A 26,999-nucleotide genomic window follows, 5' to 3' on the forward strand; every position below is an offset into this window, starting at 1 on the left:
ATTGCGCTGCCCAAAGTCAACCATCCTGCAAAGAGAGCTCCCATGCAAATTGAAACCCCACCCGTCGATTACGAACGTGTCGTTCCCACGGCCGAGCGCCGCGGCCTGATCATGATCAATACCGGCCACGGCAAAGGCAAGAGCACGGCCGCCTTTGGCCTGGCCTTGCGTGCCCATGGCCGGGGCAAGGCTGTCAAGGTCTACCAGTTCATGAAGGTGCCTACGGCGCGCTTTGGTGAGCACCGCTTGTTTGAGCAACTGGGCATTCCCATCGAAGGCCTGGGCGACGGCTTCAGCTGGAAGAGTCGCGACCTGGACCACTCGGCCCAGTTGGCACTCGACGGCTGGGCCAAGGCCGAGGCCACGATACGCGCGGGAGAACACTTCATGGTGGTGCTCGACGAAATCATGTACCCGCTGCGCTACGGCTGGATTCCGCTGGAGACCATCCTCACCTGCCTGCGCGAGCGCCCACCGCATGTGCACGTGGTGTTGACGGGCCGCAATGCGCCGGGCGAGCTGGTGGACCTGGCGGATACGGTGACGGAGATGACTTTGATCAAGCACCACTTTAAAGCCGGCGTTCCCGCCCAACGCGGCATTGAGGACTAGAGTTTTGCGTTTCCTTTTCATTGCTTGTGGATTGGCTTTGTGGCTGTTCTCCAGCCTGGCCGCAGCGCAGGGCGCACAACCCGTCTCGCGCATCGTCACGCTCGCGCCTTCGCTGACCGAGGCGGTGTGTGCGTTGGGCCGCTGCGCGCAGCTGGTGGGCACTGATCGCCACTCCACCTGGCCCGTTTCGGTACTGGCGCTGCCCAAGGTGGGAGGGCTGGAAGACGCGCAGGTCGAGCGCATTGTGACCTTGCGTCCCAATCTGGTCTTGCTGGGTCCGCGCAGCCGCGCGGGGGAACGCCTGCAGGCGCTGGGCGTGCCGGTGATGATGCTGGATGCCCGCACCCATTCGGATCTGAAACGCATGCTGGTGAAGTTGGGCGACACCTTGGGTGAACCGGCCCGCGCCACCGAACTGATAGCCCGTATCGACACCGAACTCGACATCGCCGCGGGCCGCATGCCCGCCGCATTGCGCGGGCGCAGCGTGTATGTGGAAGTGGGGGCAGGTTCATCCGCAGCCAGCGAAAAAAGCTTTATTGGCGAGACGGTGGCCAGGTTGGGCCTGGTCAATGTGGTGAGCGGCGACCTGGGCCTGTTCCCCAGGATCAACCCCGAGCTGCTGCTGCGTCGTCCGCCCGATCTCATCATTGGCCCGCGCGCCACGCTGGCCAACGTGTCAGACCGCCCCGGCTGGAGTGCACTGCCGGCAGTGCGCCAGCAGCAGCTGTGCCTGCTGGATACTGAACGCATGGACCTGCTGTCACGCCCTGGCCCCCGCCTGGGCGAGGCCGCCCAGATGCTGGTGGAGTGCCTCAAGGCCCTGCCTCCCCGTGACGCGCCCCGTTAATTTTCTTTACCCGAGAGACTCTTATGCAAACCCGAAAAATTCCCGCCACCATCGTCACCGGTTTCCTGGGCAGCGGCAAGACCACGCTCTTGCGCCACCTGCTGGCCAACGCGCAGGGCCGCCGCATCGCGGTCATCGTTAATGAGTTTGGCGAACTCGGTATCGATGGCGAATTGCTGCGCGGCTGCGGCATTGGCTGCGACGAGAACGGTGAAGAAAATGGCCAGCTGTATGAGCTGGCCAACGGCTGCCTGTGCTGCACGGTGCAGGAAGAGTTCGCGCCCGTGATGGAGCAGTTGGCCAAGCGCCGCGACCAGATCGACCATCTGATCATCGAAACTTCGGGCCTGGCGCTGCCCAAGCCGCTGGTGCAGGCCTTCCAGTGGCCCGCGCTGCGCAATACCTTCACCGTGGATGCCGTAGTGACCGTGGTGGACGCGCCTGCGGTTGCCGCGGGAGACTTTGCCGACGACCCGGTGGCCGTGGACGCCCAGCGCCGCGCCGACGACAACCTGGACCATGACTCGCCCTTGCACGAGCTGTTTGAAGACCAACTGGCAACGGCCGACCTGGTGATCGTGCACAAGACGGATGGTCTGACGGCCGAAGAATTGGTGGGTGTGGAAGCCGCCATCCGCGCCGAGACCTTGCCCGGCGTGAAGCTGGTGCATGCCCAACATGGCCGCATCGATATCGGCGTGCTGCTGGGCCTGGAGCGCGCAGTGGAAGACCAGATCGACCAGCGCAAGACCCACCACGACGAGGAAGAAGACCACGACCACGACGCCTTTGACTCGGTGCAGGTGGCGCTGGACGTGACCGGCCGCGAAGCATTGCTGGCTGCGTTGCGCGATGTGGTGGGGCGCCACGAGATTTACCGCGTCAAGGGTTTTGTGGCCTTGCCCGGCGTGGCCATGCGCCTGGTGGTGCAGGGCGTGGGTACGCGCTTTGACAGCTACTTCGATCGCCCCTGGCGTGCGGATGAAGTGCGCCAGTCGCGCCTGGTGCTGATTGGTTCCGAGCTCAATGCGGCTGTGTTGCAGGCTGAGTTGAGTGCGGCGCTGGCGGCACCCGTCGCGGCTTGAATCCAAATGCACGCTGAAGCTTTAGTTTTGTGGCGGGCACAGGCCGACGGGGCACTCCGCTCCGCGGCTGTCCTCCGCCCTGCGGGCTCCTCCTTTATGCCGCTGCGCAGAGCGCCCCATCGACCTGCGCCAGGATGGGCTGTTCAACCTTACCTTGTGAAATAAAACATGCATTTGCTCTCCACCCGCCCTGGCGGCCACGTTGAAGACGGTGGTCAGGGCGTGGTGCGTGTGGAGCAAACGCCGGGCGACATCGTGGTGCTCAGCGCGGCGGATACCACGCTGTCGCTGCTGGCCGATGCGGCGGGTGCATTGCCTGAAGGCTTTCCCACGGTCCGCCTGGCGAATCTGATGTGGCTGCGCCAGCCCGCTTCGGCCGACATGTATGTGGACGAGGTGCTGCAACATGCGCGCGTGGTGGTGATTGACCACCTGGGCGCTGCCAGCGACTGGGCCTATGTGGTGGAGCGCGTGCGCGAACTCGCACGCGAACGCGGCCAGTGGCTGGCGCTCTTCTCGGGTGACGCGAGTGAAGACTTGCAACTGCTGCTGCGCAGTACCGCCCCGCATGAGGACTGCCGCCAGCTCTGGCGCTGCCTGCGCGAAGGCGGCCGCGACAACGCCCGTAACTTTTTTGAATTGATAGGCTATTCCGCGTTTGGCCTGGGGACTCGGCCCACACCGCCTACGGTGTTGCCACCGGCCATAATTTACGAATCGCTGGGCGCCCAAGCGTGGCAAGACGGCGCGCCGGTGGCATTGCTGGTGTTCTACCGTGCCCATGTGCAGGCCGGCAACACTGCGGTGTTTGACGCGATGCTGGTCGCATTGCATGATCAAGGGCTGAACACTGTGGCCGTGGCCGTGGATTCGCTCAAGAACCCCGCTAGCCTGGAGCTGTTGCAGTCGCTGGCCGCGCAACACGGCGTGGGCGTGGTGCTCAACGCGACCAGCTTTGCCATCACCGCACTCGATGGCGACGATGTGGACAGTGTGGACGGCGCGCAGATGGCCCCATTGGCTGGTGATGCACCGGTACTACAGCTCATCACCGCGGGCTGTTCCCAAGAGCAGTGGCAAGAAGACCCGCATGGCCTGGCCCCGCGCGACTTGGCGATGCAGGTGGTGCTGCCCGAGGTGGACGGCCGCATTGGCACCCGCGCCATCAGCTTCAAGGGCCTGGCGTGGCGTGACGAGCGCACCCAGGTGGACGTGGTGCGTTACCAGCCCGAACCCGAACGCATGGCCTTTGTGGCCGAGCTGGCGCGCCGCTGGTGTGTGCTGCGTGACAGGCCGAATGCCGATAAACGCATCGCACTGATCCTGGCCAACTACCCCAACGACGATGCCCGTCTGGCGAATGGTGTGGGCCTGGACACCCCGGCCTCCACGGTGGGCCTGCTGCGCGCCATGCAGGACGCAGGTTATGTCACAGGTGCCTTGCCCGAAGGCGGTGACGCACTGATCGCCGCGCTGGTGGCAGGCGTGACCAACAACCTGGACGCGAACGGCATCCGGCCGGCAGGCCAGAGTCTTGCCATGGCCGATTACCTGCAGGACTTCAACCAACTGGACCTTGCCAGCCGCGACGCAGTGAACGCGCTGTGGGGCTCCCCCGAACAGGACCCCATGGTGCGCAGCGGCCGCTTCATGGTCTCCGGCCTGCGCCTGGGCAACGTGTTTGTCGGCATCCAGCCCGCGCGAGGGCGCGACCTGGACCTGGTGGCCACGTATCACGATGCCGACCTGGTGCCCACGCACAACTACCTGGCGTTTTACTTCTGGCTGCGCCGCAGTTTTGCGGTGGACGCGGTGGTGCACGTGGGCAAGCATGGCAACCTCGAATGGCTGCCTGGCAAAAGCGTGGCGCTGGGCGCAGCCTGCTGGCCCGACGCCATCCTGGGCCCCTTGCCGCACCTGTATCCCTTCATCGTCAACGACCCCGGCGAGGGCAGCCAGGCCAAGCGCCGCACGCAGGCCGTCATCATCGACCACCTGATGCCGGCCCTGACCCGCGCCGAAACCTACGGCCCGTTGCAAAAACTCGAGCGCCAGATGGACGAGTACTACGAGGCCCTGTCACTGGACCCACGCCGCGCCCAACGCCTGCGCGGCGACATTCTGGAGCGTGTGCTGACTGAGAACCTGCACACTGACCTGGGCTTTGCCAAACCCGCCGATGACGCGGGCCGTGAAGCGCTGCTGCTGCGGCTGGACGCCTACCTGTGCGAGATCAAGGAGTCACAGATCCGCGATGGGCTGCACATCCTGGGCACATCACCACAGGGCCGCCAGCAAATCGACACGCTGGTGGCGCTGGCGCGTTTTCCAGGTGGTACGGCCGCCGGCCAGCGCAGCCTGCTGGTGGCATTGACTCAGGATTTGGAGCTGGATGGTGTGGACGGCTTCAGCGTGTTGAGCCCCGAATGGGCCGCACCTTGGGGCGGCCCATTCCCTCCGGTGTTGCAAGACATGAGTACCGAAGCCTGGCGTCACGCCGGCCATACACGCGAGCGGCTGGAACTGCTGGCCCGGCAATTGGTAGCTAGCCATGTGGTGGCCGATGCGCCATGGGACGCCACTGCCTGGCCGCACGCCGCCCCGGTGCTGCAGCGCATGCGCATTGTGTTGCGCCCCCGTCTGGACGCTTGTGGTCCGCAGGAGATTGCGCAGTGCCTGCGCGGCCTGTCTGGCAAGTTTGTGCCCGCCGGTCCCAGCGGTGCACCCTCGCGTGGCCGGCCTGACGTGCTGCCCACAGGCCGCAACTTCTATTCGGTGGACACGCGTGCCGTGCCCACACAGACCGCCTACGCCATGGGCGCCGCGGCGGCTGAGCGCGTGATTGAGCGCCACCTGCAAGACCATGGCGAGATGTTGCGCTGCCTGGGCCTGTCGGTCTGGGGCACCAGCACCATGCGCACGGGCGGCGAAGATATTGCACAAGCCTTTGCGTTGCTGGGCGTGCGGCCCAAGTGGGCCGACGGTAGCAGCCGGGTGGTGGACATTGAAGTGCTGCCCATGGCTATCAGGAACCGTCCGCGCGTGGATGTGACTTTGCGCGTTTCGGGTTTCTTCCGCGATGCCTTCCCCAATGTGATTGACCTGTTTGATACCGCCGTGCGCGCCGTGGCCGCGATCAGTGAAGAGGACGAGCCCGACGACGTGAATCCCATCCGCGCCCGGGTGCAGCGCGAAGCGGCCGAGGCACAGGCCAAGGGCTTGAGTGCAGAGGACGCCCAGCGCGAAGCCACCTGGCGCGTGTTTGGCCCGCGCCCCGGCGGTTATGGCGCTGGTCTGCAAGAGGTCATGGCCAGCGGCCGCTGGAACGACGGCGCCGATCTGGCTCAGGCCTATCTGCGCGCCGGCGCCTTTGCCTACGGGCAGGGCGAGCACGGCGCACCAGCGCGTGGCAGTTTCGAGCAGCGCCTGGCCGGTCTGGATGCCGTGCTGCACAACCAGGACAACCGCGAGCACGATGTGCTCGATTCGGACGACTACTACCAGTTCCAGGGTGGCATGGCGGTGGCAGTCGAACATCTGGCGGGTGCGCCCGCATCGCTGTATCACGGCGACTTCAGCGTGCCTGGTGCGCCGCGTATCCGCACGCTGGGCGAAGAGGTGGCGCGCGTGGTGCGTTCGCGCGCCGTCAACCCCAAGTGGCTGGAGGGCGTGCGCCGCCATGGCTACAAGGGGGCTTTTGAGATGGCCGCCACGGTGGACTACCTGTTTGCATTTGACGCCACCACAGGCGTGGTGGGCGACCACCAGTACGCGCTGGTGGCCGATGCTTATTTGCACGACGACACCAACCGCGCGTTTTTGCAGCAGCACAACCCCGGCGCACTGCGCAGCATTGGCGAGCGCCTGCTGGAGGCCATGCAGCGCGGCCTGTGGGAGGCGCCGGGCGACCAGCGCGAACGCATCGAAGACCATTTGCTGGCGCTGGAGCGCCGGCTTGAAGAACACGGAGAAGGACCTTTGACATGAGCACGACCATGAGCATTCCTGAACTGAACATTCCTGTTGAGCCCGCCACCCGCGCGGCCTTTCCCTTCACCGCGCTGGTCGGCCAGCCGCAGCTGCAGCTGGCTTTGCAGCTGGTAGCCATAGACCCCGGCATTGGCGGTGTGCTGATCAGCGGCCCGCGTGGCACGGCCAAGTCCACTGCGGCCCGTGCGCTGGCCGCGCTGCTGCCCGGTGCGCCCTTTGTCACCTTGCCGTTGGCCGCCAGCCTGGAGCAACTGGTGGGCACGCTGAATGTGGAAGACGTGCTGCGCGACGGCCAGGTGCGCCTGGCGCCTGGGCTGGTGGCGCGGGCCCACAACGGTGTGCTCTATGTGGACGAGGTCAACCTGTTGCCCGATGCGCTGGTGGATGCGCTGTTGGACGTGGCAGCCAGCGGCGTGAACACGGTGGAGCGCGATGGCATCTCAAAACAGCACGCCGCGCGCTTTGTGCTGGTGGGCACCATGAACCCGGAGGAGGGCGAGCTGCGCCCGCAGCTGCTGGACCGCTTTGGCCTCTCGCTGGTGCTGGCCAACCCGGTGGATGCCGCAGAGCGCACCGCCATCCTGCGCGCGCGCCTGGGTTTTGATGAAAACCCCGGGGCCTTGGGCGCGCAGCATGCCGAAGAACAAGGTGCGCTGAGCGCCGCATTGGTGGCCGCCCGCGCTGCCTTGCCACGCCTGATCTGGTCGGACGCGGTGCTGCACCATGCCGCTGCCTGCGCGATTGCCGCCGGTGTGGATGGCATGCGCGCCGATCTGGTGATGCTGCGCGCCGCACGCGCGCTTGCCGCGCTGGAAGGGCGCAGCGAAGTGTCTGTGGCCGATGTAGACGCTGTGGCTGAACTGGCACTGGCCCACCGCCGACCCGAAGGCAGTGCGACACCAGCGCCCGGCACCCACAGCGCACCGCAGCAGCAACCGCAACACAACCCGCAGCGCCTGCAAGACCCGCAAGCTGCTGCGTCCGCGCCCCAGGGCGATTGGGGCGCCTTGCCTGCCCAGCCCGAGGGAACGACCAAGGTTCAAAAAATTGCCGGGTGGCCGCCAAAAAAAGCCTAGGCCACCCCAGCCGCCGCCCGCGCAACGGGACTGGCAGCTGGCGGTGGCCTCCGCCCCAATCTCCCTCTGGAAGTTCAGCCGCGCCCAACGCACGGCAGCGCAGCAGTGCGATTGCCTGGCTGCCCACCGTCGTGGCCAAAGGCCCTGCGCCGTTGCAGCGCGCGCACCTGCGCCACCAGCCGGTCGCGCTGCGCGCCGGGCGCTTGCATTGCATCGTGCTCGACACCTCGGGCTCCATGCGTCAGCGCGGCCGTCTGGCGCTGGCCAAGGGCCATGCGGCCTTCATGATCGAGCAGGCCGCGCGGCAGGGCGACGATGTGGCGCTGTTGCGCTTTGGCGGGCAGGGTGTGGAACTGCTGCTGCCCCCTGGCCGCGCGCGTGCCGCCGGCAGCCAGCGCCTGCGCCCGCTGGGCGGTGGCGGTGGCACGCCGCTGGCCGAGGCGCTGTTTCAGGCTGACCGCTTGCTGCAACGCACGCTGCGCAAAAGTGGCCCCACGGAGTGCTGGCTGTGGCTGCTGACCGACGGCCGCACGCTGGAGCAACCGCAGGCGCCGTTGACCCCGCAGCACCTGGTGATTGTCGATTTTGACGATCCGAAAAAGAACCTGGGCCGCTGTGCCGCCTGGGCCATGCGCTGGGGCGCGGAGCACCGCCTGGCCATGGCCCCGAGTTACCAACCGTAAAAGATCGTCATGTCCGACACCGAAATCATTGTCTGCACCACCTGCCGCCCGTCGGGCGCCTCGCGTGAGCTGCCCGCCCATGGCCTGGCCTTGTTCGAAGCGGTTCAGGAAGCGCTGCTGGTGTGTGAGCTGGACACCGGGCTGCACAAGGGCCTTCAGGTGCGCGGCCAGGCGTGCATGAGCGGCTGCACCCGCGCCTGCACCGTGACCTTGCAAGCCCAGGGCAAATTCAGCTACTACTTTGGCGACCTGGCCCCCGATGCCGAGACCGCGGCCCAGGTGATTGCCTGCGCGCAACTGCACGTGCAGAGTGCCGACGGCAACCTGGCCCGCAATGCACGGCCCGATCGCCTGCGCAGCGGTATCCTTGCCCGATTGCCTCCTGTTGGTTTGAACGGCCTGGGCTCGACATGAGCGGCCAAATGCACTAAGTTTGTTTTTTTCACCCCACCCACCCTCCCACTTACCTCAAGGAGAACGCCATGACTGAACCGACGACGCTGACCCACAACCCTTCTCACACCCTGAATCCCGGCCTGGCCGTGCTGCGTCCCCTGCTGGGCGCCGCCGCATTGGGCCTGGTGGTGCTGTACGGCGTGGCCTTTGCCGAGAGCCCATTGGCCCACAACGCCGCGCACGATGTGCGCCATATCACCGTCAAACCCTGCCATTGAGCAGCACTTTCACCGGGAGACAGCTATGGTTTTTCAACGATTGATCTGGGCGGCGCTGGCCACTGCCGTGGTGGTGGGTAGCGTGCAAACCGGCGTGCAGCGCTGGCAAGCCGCCCCGCTGATTCTGGCGGCCGAGGTGTACGAGGAGCAAAAGGTGGAGGCTCCGGCGCCCGCCGCCGCTCCCGCTGCCCACGTGCATGCCGAAGGTACGGCCCCTCATACGCACGAGCACGGTGCTGCCAAGGAATGGGAACCCACGAACGGCGCCGAGCGCATTGGCTGGACCTGGGTGGCCAACATGCTGCACGCCTTCAGCATGGCGCTGCTGGTGTTTGCGGTGATGGGCGTGTGGCTTTACAAACGTGACGCACAACGCGGTGGCGCGGTGGCTTCACTGCGCCTGGCCGGTGTGGTGGCTGCAGCTGGCTGGTTGAGCTTTCACCTCTGGCCTTCGCTGGGTTTGCATGCGGAAGTACCCGGCATGGAAGCCGCGCCGCTGCAGGCCCGCCAGGTCTGGTGGGTGCTGGCAGTGAGCAGTGCAGCGGGTGCCTGCGCCGTAGCCGGTTTTGCGCGCGCATCCTGGCGCTGGCTGGTGTCCGCAGCCTTGCTGGCGCTGCCGTTTGTGGTGGGTGCACCCAAGCTTCAAGGTGATGCCCTGGCCGGTTTTGGTCCCGAAGCCCATGCCGCGCTGGAACAGCTCGGCACGCAGTTCATCTGGGCCACGACCTGGGTGTCTCTGTCGTTCTGGGTGAGCCTGGGCCTGGTCAGTGGTTTGGCCTTCCAGCGCTGGGTGCGCCCGGCTTTGCTGGCGGTACTGCAGCGCGCTGACGTGCCTGCTGTTGGCGCGGTGCAAGCTCCTCAGTGAATGGTGTGACGGGCTTTGTCTCCGCCGCCGATGCGGACCCGGCCGATGCGGCCCGGCCCGGCCACGCCTTCAGCACCGCTGAGCAGCAGGCGGTGTACCGGGTCATTTTCGAGCGGCGCGATATGCGCCACTTCAGCGGCGGCACGGTCACTGACGACATACTGCAGCGCTTGCTGTCGGCCGCGCACCACGCACCCAGCGTCGGCTTCATGCAGCCCTGGCGTTTTATTCGCGTGCGCAGCCGGCCTTTGCGCGAAGGTATTCACGCGCTGATTGAGCAGGAACGTGTGCTCACGGCCCGGGCCCTGGGCGAGCGCGAAGACGAGTTCATGAAACTCAAGGTGCAAGGCGTGCTCGATGCGGCCGAGGTGCTGGTCGTGGCCTTGCCACCGGGGCGCGAACAGCATGTGTTTGGCCGCCGTACCTTGCCCGAAATGGACCTGGCCTCGGCGGCCTGCGCCATCCAGAACCTCTGGCTGGCGGCCCGTGCCGAGGGCCTTGGCATGGGCTGGGTTTCGATTTTTGATCCGCAGCAGCTGGGCGGGTTGTTGCAGATGCCCGAAGGCAGCAAGCCGATTGCGGTGTTGTGCCTGGGCCCTGTCCACGCTTTTTACGACCAGCCCATGCTGCAGGCTGAAAAGTGGGCGCGCCGTGCCCCGCTGGCCGACATGGTGTTTGAAGACAGCTGGGGCCAGACCACCCCGCGTGAGCCGGAAGCCGGCTGAGATGTTCACGCACTGGGCCAGCCTTCATGCCTTGTCCGTTCCTGCTTCCATGGCAGGGCACACGGCGTGCGTGCTCGGTGTAGTGCTGTTGCTGGCTTTATGGGTAGACAAATCTTTCGGTGAACCACCCACAGGTGTGCATCCGGTGGTCTGGATGGGCAACTACCTTCGGGCCTGCGGAAGCATTACCGTGCGCTGCCCGCCCGGGCCGGCTTTTTTCCTCGGCACGCTGGCCTGGTGGGTGGGTGTGGCATTGGTGGGCGCAGCAGCCTGGGGAGTGCAGGCACTGGTGTTCTGGCAGCTCGCCGGCTACATCAAGGCGCCGGCCTGGGGCGCCGCCATCGACACTGCGCTGCTGGCCGCGCCGATGGCCTGGTTACTCAAATGCATGCTGTCATGGCGCATGCTGCGCGAAGAAGTCGGTGCGGTCGAACTGGCGTTGGGCCAGTCGCTGGAAGCAGGACGGGAGCGCCTCTCCTGGCTGGTCAGCCGCGACACCGCCCAGCTCACTGAAAGCCAGGTGCGGGAAAGCGCGATCGAGTCGCTGGCCGAAAACCTCAATGACTCTGTGGTGGCCCCGGTTTTCTGGTTTGCGTTGCTGGGTTTGCCGGGGGCGGCCATTTACCGCTTCGCCAATACGGCGGACGCCATGTGGGGTTACCGCGGCACCTACCGCGGCAAAAATTGGGAATGGGCCGGCAAGTGGGCGGCGCGCGCGGACGACGTGCTCTCCTGGTTGCCGGCACGCCTGACGGCACTGTTGCTGGCGTTGGCGGCAAGAGGCCTGCCGCTCAAGGCATTGCACGAAGAAGCCCGCAAGACCCCGTCGCCCAACAGCGGCTGGCCCATGGCGGCCATGGCGTTGGCGCTGGGTATCTCGCTCGGCAAGCCGGGCGTATATATCTTGAACCCCCAAGGGCGGCCACCTGAAGCATCGGACACGGCCCTGGCCCAAACCTTGGCCTCGAAGGCGGTGTTCTCCCAAACCCTGGTTGCCACTCTGGCGATGCTGTTGATGGCGCTGGCGGTATCGGCATGAGCACCAGCCTCGTCACCACGCGCATTCACGGCGGACCCGACGCGCTGGGTGTGCCGCTGTACGATTTTTCCACCAACAGCAATGCCTGCGGGCCTTGCCCTGCAGCGTTGGCTGCTGTCGCCCAGGCTGACGCCACCCGTTACCCCGACGCCGGCTACACACAGTTGCGCAGGCAACTGGCGGTCTTTCATCGTGTCGATGAGGCGCGTGTATTGCTGGCGGCCAGCGCCAGCGAATTCATCTTTCGCATGACCACCCTGGCCGCGCAGCAGGGCGCACGCGCGGTGTGGCTGCCACCGCACAGCTACGGCGATTACGCACAGGCAGCGGGGGCGCATGGCCTGGAGGTGGCCGACAAACCCGAGGATGTGCAGCTGCTCTGGGCCTGTGAGCCTTCCAGCCCATTGGGTGCTGCGCATCGCGGCCTGGGTGAGCTGGTTGACGGCCGGAAAGTGGTGGAAGTGTCAGCCCTTGTCGTGCTGGACCGCGCTTACGAGCCCTTGCGGCTCAGCGCTGTGCCCACGCTCACGCCGCAGCAGCTGCAAACCACCTGGCAGCTCTGGACGCCCAACAAGGCGCTGGGCCTGACCGGCGTGCGTGCAGCCTATGTGATTGCACCGATGGAGCAATCGGACAACGCTGCAGCGCTGGAGCAGCTCTGCCCCTCATGGCCGGTGGGCGCGCATGGTGAGGCCATGCTGCAAGCCTGGGTGAGCGACGAGGCACAAGCCTGGCTCGCCGGCAGCCTTCATACTTTGCGCGAATGGAAAGCCCGGCAGATCAGCTTGTGCGAATCATTGGGCTGGCGCTGCCTGCCCAGCGATGCCAATTTTTTCTGCGCCCAGCCGGCCTTGCCCGAAGGCCTGAGCTTGCAGCAGGCGCTGTCCACACTGCGCGCCCAAGGCACCAAGCTGCGCGACACGACATCATTCGGCTTACCCGGCCATGTGCGCCTGGGCGTGCAGCCGCCAGCCGCGCAGGATGCCCTGCACAACGCATGGCAACAACTCTCCAGGACAAGTTCATGAGTGCAAAAAGTGTCATGGTGCTGGGCACCACCAGCGGCGCTGGTAAAAGCTGGCTGACGACAGCGCTGTGCCGCTACTACGCGCGGCAGGGGCTCAAGGTTGCGCCCTTCAAGGCGCAGAACATGAGCAACAACGCAAGGGTGGTCGCGCAAGGAGAGATCGGTAGCGCGCAATACTTCCAGGCCTTGGCGGCGAGAGCTGTACCCGACGTGCGCATGAACCCGCTGCTGCTCAAGCCCGAAAAAGACACACAAAGCCAGGTCGTGTTGATGGGCCAGGTCAACGCCGAACTCGCGCGCATGGAATGGCGCGGCCGCAGCGCCTCGGTCTGGCCGGTGGTGTCGCGGGCGCTCGATGAGTTGATTGCGGACAACGACGTGGTCGTGATGGAGGGTGCAGGCTCGCCGGCCGAGATCAACCTCAAGTCCAGCGACATCGTCAATATGCGCGCTGCGCAGCACGCCAATGCGGCCTGCCTGCTGGTGACTGACATCGACCGCGGCGGCGCCTTTGCCCACCTGTATGGCACCTGGGCCATGCTGGACGAAGCCGAGCGCAAACTCATCAAGGGCTTTGTGCTCAACAAATTCAGGGGCGATGCCAAACTGCTGGCGCCCGGCCCGCAAATGCTGCAGGACCTGACCGGCATTCCCGCGGTGGCGACGCTGCCGATGTGGTGGCAACACGGCCTGCCTGAAGAGGATGGTGTGTTTGACGACCGCAGCACCGCGGCAGGGGAAGTCTCCACCACCGTGGCCGTGATTGCCTACCCGCGCATCAGCAACCTCGACGAATTCCAGCCCCTGAAAAATGTGCCCGGCGTGCGTTTGAAGTGGGTGCGCAGCCCGGCCGACCTGGCCGGCGCCGACTGGATCATCCTGCCCGGCTCCAAGCACACCAGCGGCGACCTGGCCTGGCTGCGCGCGCAGGGGCTGGACCAGGCCATTGCCGCCCACGCAGGGCAGGGCGGCGCGGTGCTGGGCATTTGCGGTGGCCTGCAGATGCTCGGCGAAGCGTTGATTGACCCGCATGGCATCGACGGCAATGCGCCAGGGCTGGGCCTGCTGCCGGTGGTCACCGTCTTCGAAGAAAGCAAAACGGTACGGCAGCGGCAGGCCCGCTTTGGTGCGTTGGACGGCGCCTGGGCGGCACTGTCAGGCGTGGCCCTGCAGGGCTATGAAATTCACCACGGCCAGACCGCGCAGCACCCGGCGCTGGCCGCAGCGGGCGACACGGCCAGCGCGGTGATGGCAGAAGGCCTGGCCTGGCAGAACATTCGCGGTAATGTGCTGGGCCTGTATCTGCACGGCATGTTTGAAGACCCGGCGGTATTGCAGGCGCTGTTTGGCGCCACGGTGCCCACGCTGGACTCGGTGTTTGATGGGTTGGCCGACTACATCGGCGAGCACTTTGCACCCGGTGTACTGCAATCGCTGATCAGCGACCGGTAAGCCTCTCAGGCCTATCCAGGCATCCGCTTCAAAGGCCCGAAGCAGGCCTGCAACGACTCGGCCTTGCACACAATGAACTGGTCCTGCTTGGGGCTGAACTGGATGAAGCGCACGACTGGCGGGTCCGACGCTTCGTGCAGGTCGCCTGAGCAGTCCCGCTTGCCATTGCTGTCGGTCACGGTGTCGGTGAGCCGGTAAAACCCTTGCGCGCTCGGCGCTGCGGATATTTCGTAGTCGCCTCGCGTGACTTCTTCGCCGCTGGTGTTAAGCCGGGTGCCCTTGGCGCTGTATTGCCAGGTTTCGGTGCAGGCTTTTCCTGCCAGCGTCCAGCTCCAGGTGCCCACGAGAGGGTGGGGCGAGGGTACTGACGCTGGGGCGGGTGGTGTGGGCTTGGCCGTCTGCGCAGCGGCAAGGCCACAGAACAAGGTGGCAAGGGCCAAACCCGTCAGCTTGCGCAAGGGGTGGCTCCTGGCCATGGAATGGGGATAGCGGTGTGAAAACTTCATGGGGTGATTATGAAGAGGCCGCAGCGCAGCTTTCTGCGTGCAGAGCCATCCCTTTGTCGCCAAGTGTTATTCTTTAGGAAAACAAGCCCATAGACCAATAGGGATAAGCGCGGGCTGCTATAAAAATCATAGCTAATAAGGGCTTGCTCTCTGCCGTCAACCCGGCGGGCGTTTCTCCGGCAGCCACAAGGTGACACGGGTGCCGCGGTCATCAGAGTGCCAGTGGATCTCGCCGCCGATTGACTGTGCCCGGCGCTGCTGGTTTTGCAGGCCCTTGCCGCCTTTTTGCAAGGCGTTTTCCAGCGAAAATCCCTGCCCGTTGTCGCTGATGACGACACTGACCCCACCGTTTTCAACCCCGGTGCCGACGCGGATTTCACTGGCCTGGGTGTGCTTGAGGGTGTTGGTGAAGGCTTCTTGCAGGATGCGCAGTATGTGCAGCGCGTTGCGCGGGTTCAGCCAATCCAGCGGTGGTACATCGGAAACCTCCCAGCGCAGCGACACACCGGCGCCCGCCAGCCGCGGGCCCAGGCGAAAGCGCAGGGTAGCCAGCAGCAACAGCAGGTCAGCCTCCACCGGTTCCATCGAATCGATGGTCAGCTTGAGGTCGTCGATGCAGCCCTTGAGAACTTCCGCCACATCGGCCTCGCTGAGCTGGCCTCCTTCCACCACGCGCAGTGCGCTGACCAGCGAGGAGCCCAGCCCGTCGTGCATGTCCTGTGTCAGGCGCTGGCGTTCCTGGCTCAGCGTTTCGCGTTGCTCGATTTCACGCAGCTTGTCGTAGCTCACCGCCAATTCTGCTTCACGGCTTTGCAGCCGCTCTTCCAGGCTGGCGTTCAGCTGCTCCACCCCACCCAGCGCGCCCACATACTGCCGGAACATGATCACGACGAACACGCCGAACAGCGCCATGGCCGCGTAGGGTGTGAGGTAGTAGCTTTCCAGGTCCAGCACGTACTTGAGCCGGGCCCAGTCGTAGACGCCGAACACATAGTTGAGCAAAAAGGCGATCGACAGCATTTTGGCGTCCAGCGACCGGCTGCGCCATGAATGCCACAGCCCGACCACCAGGATCACCGTGGCCATGCCGATCAGCAGCAGGTAAGCGTGGGGCCGCAGTGTCAGCAGGCTGGGAAAGACGGAGGCAAAGGGCAGCGTGACGACGGAAAACACCACAGCCATTCCCAGCATCACGCGGCTGAGCCAGCGCATGAGCCGGCCGTGCAGAAACTGCAGGAAATAATGCGTAATCAATGATTGCCACATCAGCGCGTTGAGGGTAAGCCAGATAAACCAGGCGTCGCTGACGATCAGCTTTTCCGGCCCCAGCTGGAAATGCCAGCGCCGTGTCGCGCTCAGCACGGCAATCGCAAACAGGTAGAGGCTGGCGGGGTGACGTCGCACCACCCACACGGCCAGCGAGAACAGCCCGACCGCCAGGAAAGCCGCACTGCACATAAAGGGCAACTGGTTGGCCAGCCAGTCGCGTTTGGCGGCCATCTCGACCAGGCTGTCGGAGTCGCCGGCATAGAACGAGGAAATCCCGGCCTCGGGCGAGGGCAGGCTGTCCAGGCGTATCAACAGGGTTTGCGGCGGCGGGCTGTCTGCGGCCAGGTTCAGCGGCAGCAATAGCGCGGGGTGGCTGAAGAGGTTCCAGACCGGGCTGCCCGTGGAGCGAAAGCGTAGCTGGCCGTCGGCATACACCGCGATCTGGCCGGCTGCCAGCCAGCGGGTCAGGTAGAAGTGCGTGGGGGTTTTCATGCCCTGCAGTTCATCGAGCCGTATGCGCAGCCAGGTCGTGACGACGGGGAGCTTGCCGCCGCTTGATACCACCGGTTTTTGAATGACAGAAGGCAACTTCACCTTCGTCCAGGGCCCCGGCAAGGCGGCTTCGTCCACCGCAGCGGCCAGCGGCTTGAAGCTGGCCGCCTCTTCACGGATCATCTCGGCTTCGGTGTAATGCACCACCGGTCCCGCGGCCCAAATGGGGGCACCGCAGGCCAGTAGCCAGGCGCCCAGCAGCAGCCGGCGCGCCAGGCCCTTGTGCACCTCAGGCCGCCAGAATGCCCTGGTGCCTGGCTTCATAAATCGCTTCGGCCCGCGAATTCACATTGAGCTTGCTGTAAATGCGCCGCACGTAAGTCTGCACCGTGTGCTGCGACACCTGCATCAGCCGGGCAATCTCCTCGGCGGTAAAGCCTTTGGTGATGAGCTCCAGCACTTCTTTTTCGCGGCTGGACAGCGCGGCTTGCTCATTGGCAGACGCAACCGGTGCCACTGCGGGCGCGGCAGCCGGCGCCGGTGCGGCACGAAAGCGCATCAGGATCTGCCGCGCGATCAGCGGGCTAATGGGGCTGCCGCCGCCGTGCAGGCTGCGGATCTCGTGCAGCATGTTGTCCGGCTCGCTGTCTTTCAGCAGGTAGCCCGAGGCGCCGGCCTCTATGGACTGCAGCACATGCGCCTCGTCGCCGAAAGCCGTGCACACCATCACGGCGCAGGTCGGCCACAGCGTATGTGCCGCGCGGATCACGTCAATGCCCGAGCCGTCGGGCAGGCCCAAGTCGACCAGCAGCACGTCGGCCGGTGCGCTTTGCAGCGACTGCAGGCCTTGCGCGCGCGTGCTGGCCAGGCTCATCAGGCGTATGTCGGGCGAGGCCGCGATAGCAGTCACGATGGCGTTCTGGAAGTGAACGTCGTCCTCGACGAGCGCCACGTGGATCAGGGATGGGGTCGAACTGGATTGCATGTCGTCGCTTCCTGCGGGGTGCCGCATCCGCAAACATGCATTGTGCGTCAATGCACGGCCTGCGCGTGTCCCCATATTTAGCGACACGTTGCTGTTGCGGCCGCCCTGGCTCAGGCGATCGGGGCCGCAATGGGCGGCGTTGCGGCAGGTGCAAGGTCAGCCGCGTGCCTGCCAGCGAAGATTCAAACTCCACGTCGCCGCCTACCGCCTGTGCGCAGCGCTGCTGGTTCGATCAGCCCTTGCCGCTGCTGTCCAGCGCCCGTTTCACCGCAAAGCCCCTGCCGTTGTCGGCAGTGCTGACACTGACCCAGCCGCCAGTCGCACCGGTAGTCACGCGCATCTCGCTGGCCTGTGCTGCTGCGGTCACAGCGCAGCCAGTGCTTCAGCCGCCAGACACCCCGTCAACAATCCCGCCCGCCATCGGTAACGAACCCTTCCGCGGAATGAAATAATGGGCAAATCGGTCTCCAGCCCGGTATCAACGGGCGCAAGCAGCTATCAAAAACGTAGCGAAAGGTTGGGCCACGTCAACCTGCTGACGTCTATTGCCGATTTTGCGGTGAGTGGTCTTGCAGGCGTGTCCCCAAAACTGGGGACAGACAGCCATCTGTTCCGCCTCGCTGCATGGGTCGAATAGCCAGGTAACGAGCCGCGACGCGGCCTTGCTTCCTCGTGCATACATCTCTTCACGTCCTGGGACGTTGTATGGCAGCGCTTGTGCGGTGACCGGAAGTGCGTTTCAGAGGGGATTATTCCCCCCGGCGTTACAGCCCTGTCCCTAGAACTGGGGACATACAGACGGCAATGCCCATCCTACGATTTGCACGTTTTGTAACCATTGCGCGCGCCACCTTTGGGGTGCGCGCAGGCGCTCCCAAACCGCCCGTTTTTCCAGAAAGCCACAACCATGAAAAGCCACGCCAGCATGAACCGCATTTACCGCCTTGTCTGGAATGCCGCACTGAGCCTGTGGGTGGCGGTGGCGGAAAACGCCAAGGGCAGAAGCAAGGGCGGCTCGGCGCGCTGCAGCGTGCTGTTCGGGTCGGCCCCTGGCGAAGGGGCTGAAGGTGGAAGTGAAGGCGGAAGTGAAGGCTCAGGCTTTACGCTCAACACCGCCTGCCGCGCTGCGCTGGTGCTGCTCACTTCCCTGGCCGTGGTTACGCACGAGGCCCGCGCGGCCGATGCGGCCAACGCCAGCGTAACTGCCGGCGCGGGCAATGTCTCCACACTCGGCAACACCACCACCATCAACCAGGCCAGCCAGCGCCTGGCGATCGACTGGACCAGCCTGTCCACCCGCGCCAACGAAGCGCTGGTGTTCAGCCAGCCCAATGCTTCAGCGATAGCCCTGAACCGCATCATCGGCAGCAGCCCCAGCGAATTCCTCGGCAGCCTGACGGCGAATGGCCAGGTGTTTATCCTCAACCCGAACGGCGTTCTGTTTGGCGCCGGGTCGCAAGTGAACGTCGGTGGTCTTGTCGCCTCGACACTCAATATGAGCAATGCCGACTTCATGGCCGGCAATAACGTTTTCACGAATTCGGGCGGCAACGGTTCGGTGGTCAACCAAGGGACGATGACGGCGGCGAACGGCGGCTATCTCGCCCTGCTGGCTCCAGAAGTTCGCAACGAAGGCGTGATGACCGCCTCGTTGGGTACCGCCCTGCTGGCAGCCGGCAACAAGGTCACCGTGAATTTGGACAACGGCTCCTTGCTGGGCTACAGCATCGACCAGGGTGCGATTAACGCGCTGGCTGAAAACAAACAACTGATTCAGGCCGATGGCGGGCAGGTGCTGCTATCGGCCAAGGCCATGGATGCGTTAACCACTGCAACCGTCAACAACACGGGTGTGATAGAAGCCAGAACGATTCAGAACAAGGCCGGCCGCATCATGCTGATGGGCGACATGGAGACCGGCACGGTCAATGTGGCGGGCACGCTCGATGCATCCGCCCCGAATGGTGGTGATGGTGGCTTTATTGAAACATCTGCCGCGCACGTCAAAGTGGCAGCGGGCACACGTGTCACCACCCAGGCGCCGCAAGGCCGCACCGGCAAATGGTTGATTGACCCGCAGGACTACACCATCGCCGCATCGGGTGGCGACATGACCGGTGCAACCCTGAGCGCGAACCTTGGTACCACCGACGTGGAACTGCAAAGCAGCGGCGGCGGCACGGCCGGCAATGGCGACATCCACGTCAACGACGACGTTTCCTGGAGCGCCAACACCCTGACCCTCACGGCAGCGCGCGACATCAATATCAATGCGGTGATGACCGCCAGCGGCAACTCCGCGCTGACCCTGAACACTGGCGCGACCAACGGCGCCGATGCGGGTGTGGCAGGCGGCACCGTCAAGGTTGGCCTGACCTCAACCGGCTTTACCGGCCGGGTGGACTTCGCCCGCAACGGCACCGGCTTCCTCACCATCAACGGAAATGGCTACACCGTCATCAACAGCCTGGGGGGCGAAGGCAGCACGACCGGCACCGACCTGCAGGGTATGAACGGCGATTTGAACGGCTACTACGCCCTGGGCGCTAACATCGACGCCAGCGTCACTTCCGCCTGGAACGGCAACGCAGGATTCGATCCAATTGGCAATACGTTCAACGGCCGTTTCAACGGCCTCGGTCATACGGTGTCCAGCCTCACCATCGACCGGAGCGCGCAGTTCGTTGGCCTGTTTGGTAGGGCCAGCGGAGCGCAAATCAGCAACGTAGGGCTGGTGGGTGGCAGCGTTCGCGGTGTCAATTATGTCGGCGGTCTGGTGGGATATAGCTACAACGGAAGCACGATCAGCAACAGCTACGCCACGGGTGACGTCAGCGGCGGCGACAATATCGGCGGGCTGGTGGGGCAGAACACTAACGCCACGATCAGCAACAGCTACGCCACGGGCGACGTCAGCGGCGGCGACTATGTCGGCGGGCTGGCGGGGTCAAACGACGGCGGCACGATCAGCAACAGCTACGCCATTGGCAACGTCAGCGGCGGCGGCCTTGTCGGCGGGCTGGTGGGGTCAAACGACGGCGGCAGGATCAGCAACAGCTACGCCGTTGGCAACGTCGTCAGCGGCGGCGGCTATGTCGGCGGGCTGGTGGGGTCGAACAGCAGCGGCGGCGCGATCAGCAACAGCTACGCTATGGGTGACGTCAGCTGCAGCGGTTATTGCCGTCTTGCCGGCGGACTGGTGGGACAGAATACTAACGCCACGATCAGCAACAGCTACGCTATGGGTGACGTCAGCGTCAGCAGTGGCGAGGAAGTCGGCGGACTGGTGGGGCAGAACACTAACGCCACGATCAGCAACAGCTACGCCACGGGCGACGTCAGCGGCAGCCTCTACTATGTCGGCGGGCTGGCGGGGTCAAATGACGGCGGCACGATCAGCAACAGCTACGCCATTGGCAACGTCGTCAGCGGCGGCGGCTACTATGTCGGCGGGCTGGTGGGGTGGAGCAGCAGCGGCGGCACGATCAGCAACAGCTACGCCACGGGCGACGTCAGCGGCAGCGGGGGCGCCAATGTTGGCGGGCTGGTGGGGTCAAACGACGGCGGCACGATCAGCAACAGCTACGCCACGGGCGACGTCAGCGGGGCCGCCAATGTCGGCGGGCTGGTGGGGTCAAACGACAGCGGCACGATCAGCAACAGCTACGCTATAGGCGACGTTAGCGGCGGCGACTATGTCGGCGGGCTGATCGGCTACAACGGCGGCACGATCAGCGACAGCTACGCCACGACGGGTACGGTCACCGGCGGCAGCGATGTCGGCGGGCTGATCGGCTACAACAACGGAACGATCAGCAACAGCTACCACAGCGCCACCGCCAACCCGGGGCTGCCAGACGCTTTCGGCACTGGCAAGACCGATGACGAGTTGAAGCGGGCCAGCACCTTCGCCGGCTGGGACATTGCCACTGCAGGCGGCAGCAACGCAGTGTGGCGTATCTATGAGGGCCACAGCATGCCGCTGCTGAGAAGCTTCCTCACGCCACTGAACCTGGCCGATGCCCTCAACGCCACGCAGACCTACAACGGCACCACGCAAACCGCCGCAGCGACCACCCTGGTCGATGCCAACCTGCTGGGAGCGGCAGCCAGCGGCCGCAATGCGGGCTTATACAACGGCTACTACTCCACCCAGCAGGGCTACGACATCAGCGGCGGGAACCTCACCATCACCCAGGCCAACCTGGTGCTGACCACCACCGACGTCAGCAAAACCTACAACGGCCAGCTCGATGCGGCCGGCACGTTCACCGCCACCGGCAGCACCCAACTGTTTGACACCGACACCGCCACTGGCGGCAGCTTTGCCTTCCTCGACAAAAATGCGGGCACCGGCAAGACGGTGACCGTGGGCGGCGCCACGTTGAACGACGGCAACAGCGGTGGCAACTACAACGTCAGCTATGCAGACAACACCAGCAGCACGATCACGCCTAAAGCCCTGACCTACAGTACCACCGCTGCCAACAAGACCTACGACGGTGACAGCACAGCCGCGGCGACATTGAGTGGATTGACCGGCCTGATTGGGACGGAAACGGTGACGGCTACCAGCACCGGTGCCACCTTCAACACCAAAGACGTTGTCACGGCCAACCTGGTCACCGTCAACAGCGCCACATTGGCCGACGGAAGCAATGGCGGCCTGGCCGGCAACTACAGCATTGCGGCAGGTGGTACGGCGGCAGCCAACATCACGGCCAAGGCACTGACCTACAGCACCACTGCGGCGAACAAGACCTACGACGGTGACGCCACGGCCACAGCAACCCTGAGCGGGTTGACAGGTCTGGTCGGTACGGAGACCGTCAACGCCAACGGAACGGCAACTTTCAACAGCAAGGACGTAGCCACGGCCAATCTGGTCACCGTGAACAGCGCGGCGCTGGCGGACGGCAGCAACGGCGGCCTGGCCAGCAACTACAGCATCGCGGCAGGCGGCACTGCTGTGGCCAACATCACCGCCAAGGCGCTGACCTACAGCACGGCAGCTGCCAACAAGACTTACGACGGTGACAACACGGCCACCGCAACCTTGAGCGGGTTGACGGGCCTGGTGGGTACCGAGACGGTGACGGCCAGTGCCGGTGCAACGTTCAACACCAAAGACGTTGCCACGGCCAACCTGGTCACCGTCAACAGCGCCACATTGGCCGACGGAAGCAATGGCGGGCTGGCCAGCAACTACAGCATTGCGGCAGGTGGCACTGCTGTGGCCAACATCACCGCCAAGGCACTGACCTACAGCACCACCGCTGCCAACAAGACCTACGACGGCGACACTACGGCTTCGGCCAGCTTGAACCTGATAGGGCTGGTCAATACGGAAACCCTGGGAAGTACTGCTGGCGCTACCTTCAATACCAAAGACGTTGCCACGGCCAACCTGGTTACCGTTAACAGTGCCACGCTGGCCAATGGAACAAACGGCGGGCTGGCTAGCAACTACAGCATCGCCGCTGGCGGCACCACTGCGGCCAACATCACGGCCAAGGCACTGGCCTACAGCACCACAGCTGCCAACAAGACCTACGACGGTGACACTACGGCCACCGCAACCCTGAGCGGCCTGACGGGCTTGGTCGGTACCGAGACGGTTACCGCAAGTGCTGGTGCAACGTTCAATACCAAAGACGTGCTGACTGCCAACCTCGTGACCGTTAACTCGGCTACGCTGGCCGATGGCACCAATGGCGGGCTGGCCAGCAACTACTCCATCGCCGCCGGCGGTGCCGCTGCAGCCAACATCACCGCGAAAGCGCTGACCTACAGCACCACTGCAAGCAACAAAACCTACGACGGCGATAACACGGCCACCGCAACCCTGAGCGGCCTGACGGGTCTGGTGGGTACCGAGACGGTGACGGCCAGTGCCGGTGCGACGTTCAACACCAAAGACGTTGCTACGGCCAACCTGGTCACTGTCAATAGCGCGACGCTGGCCAATGGAACAAACGGCGGCTTGGCCAGCAACTACAGCATCGCCGCTGGCGGTACCGCTGCAGCCAACGTCACGGCCAAAGCCCTGACCTACAGCACGGCAGCGGCGAACAAGACCTACGATGGCGACACCACAGCCACCGCAACCTTGAGTGGCCTGACGGGTCTGGTGGGTACGGAGACGGTGACGGCCAGCAGCACCAGTGCAACATTCAACACCAGGAATGTTGCCACGGCCAACCTGGTCACCGTGAATTCAGCCACACTGGCCGACGGAAACAACGGTGGGCTGGCCAGCAACTACAGCATCGCTGCTGGCGGAACTGCTGCAGCCAACATCACCGCAAAAGCGCTGACCTACAGCACAGCAGCCGCTAACAAGACCTACGACGGTGACAACACCGCCACAGCAACCCTGAGCGGGCTGACCGGCCTGGTGGGTAGCGAGACGGTGACGGCCAGTGCCGGTGCAACGTTCAATACCAAAGATGTGCTGACCGCCAATCTCGTGACTGTGAACTCGGCTACGCTGGCCGATGGAACAAACGGCGGGCTGGCCAGCAACTACAGCGTCGCGGCTGGTGGCACCGCTGCAGCCAGCATCACCGCCAAAGCCCTGACCTACAGCACGGCAGCCGCCAACAAGACCTACGACGGTGACGCCGCAGCCGTTGCGACATTGAGCGGGCTGACCGGGCTTGCGGGCACGGAGATCGTAACTGCCAACGGAACGGCAACGTTCAACAGCAAGGACGTGCTGACCGCCAACCTGGTCACCGTTAACAGTGCCATCTTGGCAGATGGCAGCAACGGCGGCCTGGCCAGCAACTATTCCATCGCCGCGGGCGGAACTGCGGCAGCCACCATCACAGCCAAAGCCCTGACCTACAGCACGGCAGCTGCCAACAAGACCTATGACGGAAACGCCACAGCCGCTGCGACATTGAGTGGATTGACAGGCCTGGTTGGTACGGAGACAGTGACGGCCAGTGCCGGTGCGACGTTCAACACCAAAGACGTTGCCACGGCCAACCTGGTCACCGTCAATAGCGCGACGCTGTCCAATGGAACAAACGGCGGACTGGCCAGCAACTACAGCATCGCAGCAGGCGGCACTGCTGCGGCCAACATCACGGCCAAGGCGCTGACGTACAGCACGGCAGCGGCGAACAAGACCTACGACGGCGACAGCACGGCCACTGCCACCCTGAGCGGACTGACTGGCTTGGTAGGGACCGAGACGGTGACGGCCAGTGCCGATGCGACGTTCAACACCAAAGATGTCGCCACGGCCAACCTTGTGACCGTCAATTCAGCCACGCTGGCCGACGGAAGCAACGGCGGACTGGCCAGCAACTATTCCGTTGCCGCCGGCGGAACTGCGGCAGCCAACATCACCGCAAAAGCGCTGACCTACAGTACTACTGCAAGTAACAAAACCTACGACGGTGACAGCACGGCCACTGCCACCCTGAGCGGACTGACTGGCTTGGTAGGGACCGAGACGGTGACGGCCAGTGCCGGTGCAACGTTCAACACCAAAGATGTGCTGACCGCCAATCTCGTGACAGTGAACTCGGCCACGCTGGCCAATGGAACAAACGGCGGGCTGGCCAGCAACTACAGCATCGCGGCAGGCGGCACTGCTGTGGCCAACATCACCGCCAAGGCACTGACCTACAGCATGGCAGCTGCCAACAAGACTTACGACGGTGACAACACGGCCACCCCAACCTTGAGCGGGCTGACGGGTCTGGTGGGTACCGAGACGGTGACAGCCAGTGCCGGTGCAACGTTCAACACCAAAGACGTTGCCACGGCCAACCTGGTCACCGCCAACAGCGCCACATTGGCCGACGGAAGCAATGGCGGGCTGGCCAGCAACTACAGCATTGCGGCAGGTGGCACTGCTGTGGCCAACATCACCGCCAAGGCACTGACCTACAGCACCACCGCTGCCAACAAGACCTACGATGGCGACACCACAGCCACCGCAACCTTGAGTGGCCTGACGGGACTGGTGGGTATCGAGACAGTGACGGCCAGTGCCGGTGCAACGTTCAATACCAAAGATGTGCTGACCGCCAACCTCGTGACCGTCAACAGCGCCACGCTGGCAGACGGCAGCAACGGCGGGCTGGCCGGCAACTATTCCATCGCCGCTGGCGGTACCGCTGCGGCCAACATCACTGCGAAAGCGCTGACCTACAGCACGACTGCTGCCAACAAGACCTACGACGGCAATGCCACAGCCGCTGCAACCCTGAGCGCGCTGACTGGCCTGGTGGGGACGGAGACCGTAACTGCCAACGGAACGGCAACGTTCAACAGCAAAGATGTGCTGGCCGCCAACACAGTCACCGTGAACAGTGCGACGCTGGCAGACGGCGCCAACGGAGGCCTGGCCAGCAACTACAGCATCGTGGCAGGTGGCACTGCTGTCGCCAACATCACGGCCAAAGCCCTGACTTACAGCACGGCAGCGGCCAACAAGGAGTACGACGGCAGCATGGGTGCAACGGCCACGATCAGCGGCCTGACCGGCCTGGTCGGGACGGAAACTGTCAGTGTGGCGGGCAATGCCGCCACCTTCAACAGCAAAGATGTGCTGGTGGCAAACCTGGTCACCGTCAATAGCGCGACGCTGGCGGACGGCAGCAACGGCGGGCTGGCCAGCAACTACAGCGTCGCAGCAGGTGGTACCGCTGCTGCCAATATCACCGCCAAGGCCCTGACCTACAGCACGGCCGCCGCCAACAAGACCTATGACGGCAACACCACGGCCACCGCAACCCTGAGCGGGTTGACAGGTCTGGCCGGTACGGAGACCGTCAACGCCAACGGAACGGCAACTTTCAACAGCAAGGACGTGGCCACGGCCAATTTGGTCACCGTCAACAGCGCGACGCTGGCAGACGGCAGCAACGGCGGACTGGCCAGCAACTACAGCATCGCGGCAGGCGGCACTGCTGCAGCCAACATCACCGCCAGGGACCTGACGGTGACAGCCGCTGGCGTGAACAAGGTGTATGACGGCACGACGGCAGCCACCGTGGGCTACGGCGACAACCGTGTGGCCGGTGATGTGCTGGGCGTCACGGGCACTGCATCCTTTGCCGACAAGAACGCCGGTGTGGGCAAGACCGTCGGCGTGAACGGCATCAGCACTTCAGGCACCGACGCCGGCAACTACAACCTGCTGAACACCACTACAACGACCACGGCCAGCATCACGCCCAAGGCACTGACGGTGACAGCCAACAACGACAGCAAGAACTACGACGGCACGGCCTACAGCGGTGGCAACGGCGTGAGCTACAGCGGTTTTGTGGCGGGCGATACGTCGGCTGATATCGGCGGAACCGTGGGCTATGGCGGATCTTCTCAGGGGGCCGTGGCCGCTGGCAGCTATGTGATCACGCCGGGCGGGCTGAACTCGATCTCCGGCAACTACGCACTGGGCTTTGCGAATGGCGCGCTCAGCATCAAGACCTCCGACGCCGGCACCGTGGCGCTTGGCAGTGAAGCATTGGTCGGCGCCTATGACAGCGCGATGCAGGCTGTGGCCGGCATGGGCGGCGCGTCCGGCGGTGGTGCAGGTGGTGGTGCWGGTGGTGGTGGATTTGGCGGCAGCGCTGACGCCATGGCCGGCACGCTGGCGGCCGCCGCGGCGGAAGCGGGCAATACCGACGAGAACTAGACTCACCC

At 64.6% G+C, this 26,999-nt stretch carries 19 protein-coding genes; 15 read left to right on the top strand and 4 right to left on the bottom strand.

The annotated features are described in order from the left end of the window. Window positions 1-42: 42 nt before the first annotated feature. The 13 genes from cobO (at window position 43) to AC1DY9_RS03760 (ending at window position 14,078) form a co-directional block, all read left to right on the top strand. Window positions 43-612 (top strand): cob(I)yrinic acid a,c-diamide adenosyltransferase, encoded by a 570-nt coding sequence (gene cobO / locus AC1DY9_RS03700; protein WP_457280977.1) that lies wholly within the window; start codon window positions 43-45, stop codon window positions 610-612. Between the two features lie 4 nt (window positions 613-616). Next, entirely contained in the window at window positions 617-1,462 is an 846-nt protein-coding gene (locus AC1DY9_RS03705; protein WP_457280501.1) for an ABC transporter substrate-binding protein, read from the top strand. Between the two features lie 23 nt (window positions 1,463-1,485). After that, entirely contained in the window at window positions 1,486-2,547 is a 1,062-nt protein-coding gene (gene cobW, locus AC1DY9_RS03710) for a cobalamin biosynthesis protein CobW (RefSeq protein WP_457280502.1), read from the top strand. Window positions 2,548-2,715: 168 nt separating this feature from the next. Then, a complete protein-coding gene (gene cobN, locus AC1DY9_RS03715; protein ID WP_457280503.1) occupies window positions 2,716-6,534 on the top strand; it encodes a cobaltochelatase subunit CobN in 3,819 nt (1,272 codons plus the stop codon). Next, complete coding sequence (locus AC1DY9_RS03720) at window positions 6,531-7,613, top strand: magnesium chelatase ATPase subunit I (protein WP_457280504.1); 1,083 nt, start codon at window positions 6,531-6,533, stop codon at window positions 7,611-7,613. The genes cobN and AC1DY9_RS03720 overlap by 4 nt, the downstream gene beginning before the upstream one ends. A gap of 131 nt (window positions 7,614-7,744) precedes the next feature. Beyond that, the gene (locus AC1DY9_RS03725) at window positions 7,745-8,296 is read left to right on the top strand and encodes a vWA domain-containing protein (protein WP_477665813.1); all 552 of its coding nucleotides are present in this window, start codon (window positions 7,745-7,747) and stop codon (window positions 8,294-8,296) included. Window positions 8,297-8,305: 9 nt separating this feature from the next. Then, window positions 8,306-8,710 carry a DUF1636 family protein gene (locus AC1DY9_RS03730; RefSeq protein ID WP_457280506.1) on the top strand — a complete coding sequence of 135 codons (405 nt, stop codon included), beginning with the start codon at window positions 8,306-8,308 and terminating at the stop codon, window positions 8,708-8,710. A 68-nt stretch (window positions 8,711-8,778) separates the two neighbouring features. Beyond that, the gene (locus tag AC1DY9_RS03735) at window positions 8,779-8,970 is read left to right on the top strand and encodes a CbtB domain-containing protein (RefSeq protein ID WP_457280507.1); all 192 of its coding nucleotides are present in this window, start codon (window positions 8,779-8,781) and stop codon (window positions 8,968-8,970) included. A gap of 25 nt (window positions 8,971-8,995) precedes the next feature. Beyond that, a complete protein-coding gene (locus AC1DY9_RS03740) occupies window positions 8,996-9,835 on the top strand; it encodes a CbtA family protein (protein ID WP_477665814.1) in 840 nt (279 codons plus the stop codon). 92 nt (window positions 9,836-9,927) lie between these two features. Then, window positions 9,928-10,560: a 5,6-dimethylbenzimidazole synthase gene (bluB, locus tag AC1DY9_RS03745; RefSeq protein ID WP_477666036.1), complete on the top strand. Its 633-nt coding sequence runs from the start codon at window positions 9,928-9,930 to the stop codon at window positions 10,558-10,560. 49 nt (window positions 10,561-10,609) lie between these two features. Continuing rightward, window positions 10,610-11,599, top strand: coding sequence for an adenosylcobinamide-phosphate synthase CbiB (gene cbiB / locus AC1DY9_RS03750; protein WP_477666037.1), 990 nt, complete (start codon window positions 10,610-10,612; stop codon window positions 11,597-11,599). Further along, window positions 11,596-12,627, top strand: coding sequence for an aminotransferase class I/II-fold pyridoxal phosphate-dependent enzyme (locus AC1DY9_RS03755; protein WP_477665815.1), 1,032 nt, complete (start codon window positions 11,596-11,598; stop codon window positions 12,625-12,627). The genes cbiB and AC1DY9_RS03755 overlap by 4 nt, the downstream gene beginning before the upstream one ends. Next, entirely contained in the window at window positions 12,624-14,078 is a 1,455-nt protein-coding gene (locus AC1DY9_RS03760; protein WP_477665816.1) for a cobyric acid synthase, read from the top strand. The genes AC1DY9_RS03755 and AC1DY9_RS03760 overlap by 4 nt, the downstream gene beginning before the upstream one ends. An 11-nt stretch (window positions 14,079-14,089) precedes the next feature. On the opposite strand, the gene AC1DY9_RS03765 is transcribed toward AC1DY9_RS03760, so the two are convergent. From AC1DY9_RS03765 to AC1DY9_RS03780, 4 genes are all read right to left on the bottom strand, one after another. Continuing rightward, window positions 14,090-14,584, bottom strand: a complete 495-nt coding sequence (locus AC1DY9_RS03765) for a hypothetical protein (RefSeq protein ID WP_477665817.1) — start codon at window positions 14,582-14,584, stop codon at window positions 14,090-14,092. A 156-nt stretch (window positions 14,585-14,740) separates the two neighbouring features. Then, entirely contained in the window at window positions 14,741-16,669 is a 1,929-nt protein-coding gene (locus AC1DY9_RS03770; RefSeq protein ID WP_477665818.1) for a sensor histidine kinase, read from the bottom strand. Beyond that, on the bottom strand, window positions 16,635-17,330 hold the full coding sequence (locus tag AC1DY9_RS03775) for a response regulator (protein WP_477665819.1): 696 nt from the start codon (window positions 17,328-17,330) through the stop codon (window positions 16,635-16,637). The genes AC1DY9_RS03770 and AC1DY9_RS03775 overlap by 35 nt, the downstream gene beginning before the upstream one ends. Before the next feature lie 232 nt (window positions 17,331-17,562). Then, on the bottom strand, window positions 17,563-17,697 hold the full coding sequence (locus AC1DY9_RS03780) for a hypothetical protein (protein ID WP_477665820.1): 135 nt from the start codon (window positions 17,695-17,697) through the stop codon (window positions 17,563-17,565). Between the two features lie 84 nt (window positions 17,698-17,781). Here AC1DY9_RS03780 and AC1DY9_RS03785 point away from each other — a divergent pair, with 84 nt between their 5' ends. Continuing rightward, on the top strand, window positions 17,782-17,967 hold the full coding sequence (locus tag AC1DY9_RS03785; RefSeq protein ID WP_477665821.1) for a hypothetical protein: 186 nt from the start codon (window positions 17,782-17,784) through the stop codon (window positions 17,965-17,967). 270 nt (window positions 17,968-18,237) lie between these two features. Beyond that, entirely contained in the window at window positions 18,238-26,991 is an 8,754-nt protein-coding gene (locus AC1DY9_RS03790; RefSeq protein WP_477665822.1) for a YDG domain-containing protein, read from the top strand. Window positions 26,992-26,999 lie beyond the last annotated feature (8 nt).

The sequence above is a fragment of the Polaromonas sp. P1_F6 genome (genome assembly GCF_056405695.1).

Excerpts from the sequence above, each read along its gene's own strand:
- AC1DY9_RS03760 (WP_477665816.1), top strand. The coding sequence starts at position 12,624 with ATGAGTGCAAAAAGTGTCATGGTGCTGGGCACCACCAGCGGCGCTGGT.
- cobW (WP_457280502.1), top strand. The coding sequence starts at position 1,486 with ATGCAAACCCGAAAAATTCCCGCCACCATCGTCACCGGTTTCCTGGGC.
- AC1DY9_RS03770 (WP_477665818.1), bottom strand. The coding sequence starts at position 16,669 with ATGAAGCCAGGCACCAGGGCATTCTGGCGGCCTGAGGTGCACAAGGGC.
- AC1DY9_RS03785 (WP_477665821.1), top strand. The coding sequence starts at position 17,782 with ATGGGCAAATCGGTCTCCAGCCCGGTATCAACGGGCGCAAGCAGCTAT.
- AC1DY9_RS03720 (WP_457280504.1), top strand. The coding sequence starts at position 6,531 with ATGAGCACGACCATGAGCATTCCTGAACTGAACATTCCTGTTGAGCCC.
- AC1DY9_RS03735 (WP_457280507.1), top strand. The coding sequence starts at position 8,779 with ATGACTGAACCGACGACGCTGACCCACAACCCTTCTCACACCCTGAAT.
- cbiB (WP_477666037.1), top strand. The coding sequence starts at position 10,610 with ATGGCAGGGCACACGGCGTGCGTGCTCGGTGTAGTGCTGTTGCTGGCT.
- AC1DY9_RS03755 (WP_477665815.1), top strand. The coding sequence starts at position 11,596 with ATGAGCACCAGCCTCGTCACCACGCGCATTCACGGCGGACCCGACGCG.
- AC1DY9_RS03740 (WP_477665814.1), top strand. The coding sequence starts at position 8,996 with ATGGTTTTTCAACGATTGATCTGGGCGGCGCTGGCCACTGCCGTGGTG.
- AC1DY9_RS03765 (WP_477665817.1), bottom strand. The coding sequence starts at position 14,584 with ATGAAGTTTTCACACCGCTATCCCCATTCCATGGCCAGGAGCCACCCC.
- cobO (WP_457280977.1), top strand. The coding sequence starts at position 43 with ATGCAAATTGAAACCCCACCCGTCGATTACGAACGTGTCGTTCCCACG.
- AC1DY9_RS03730 (WP_457280506.1), top strand. The coding sequence starts at position 8,306 with ATGTCCGACACCGAAATCATTGTCTGCACCACCTGCCGCCCGTCGGGC.
- cobN (WP_457280503.1), top strand. The coding sequence starts at position 2,716 with ATGCATTTGCTCTCCACCCGCCCTGGCGGCCACGTTGAAGACGGTGGT.
- AC1DY9_RS03775 (WP_477665819.1), bottom strand. The coding sequence starts at position 17,330 with ATGCAATCCAGTTCGACCCCATCCCTGATCCACGTGGCGCTCGTCGAG.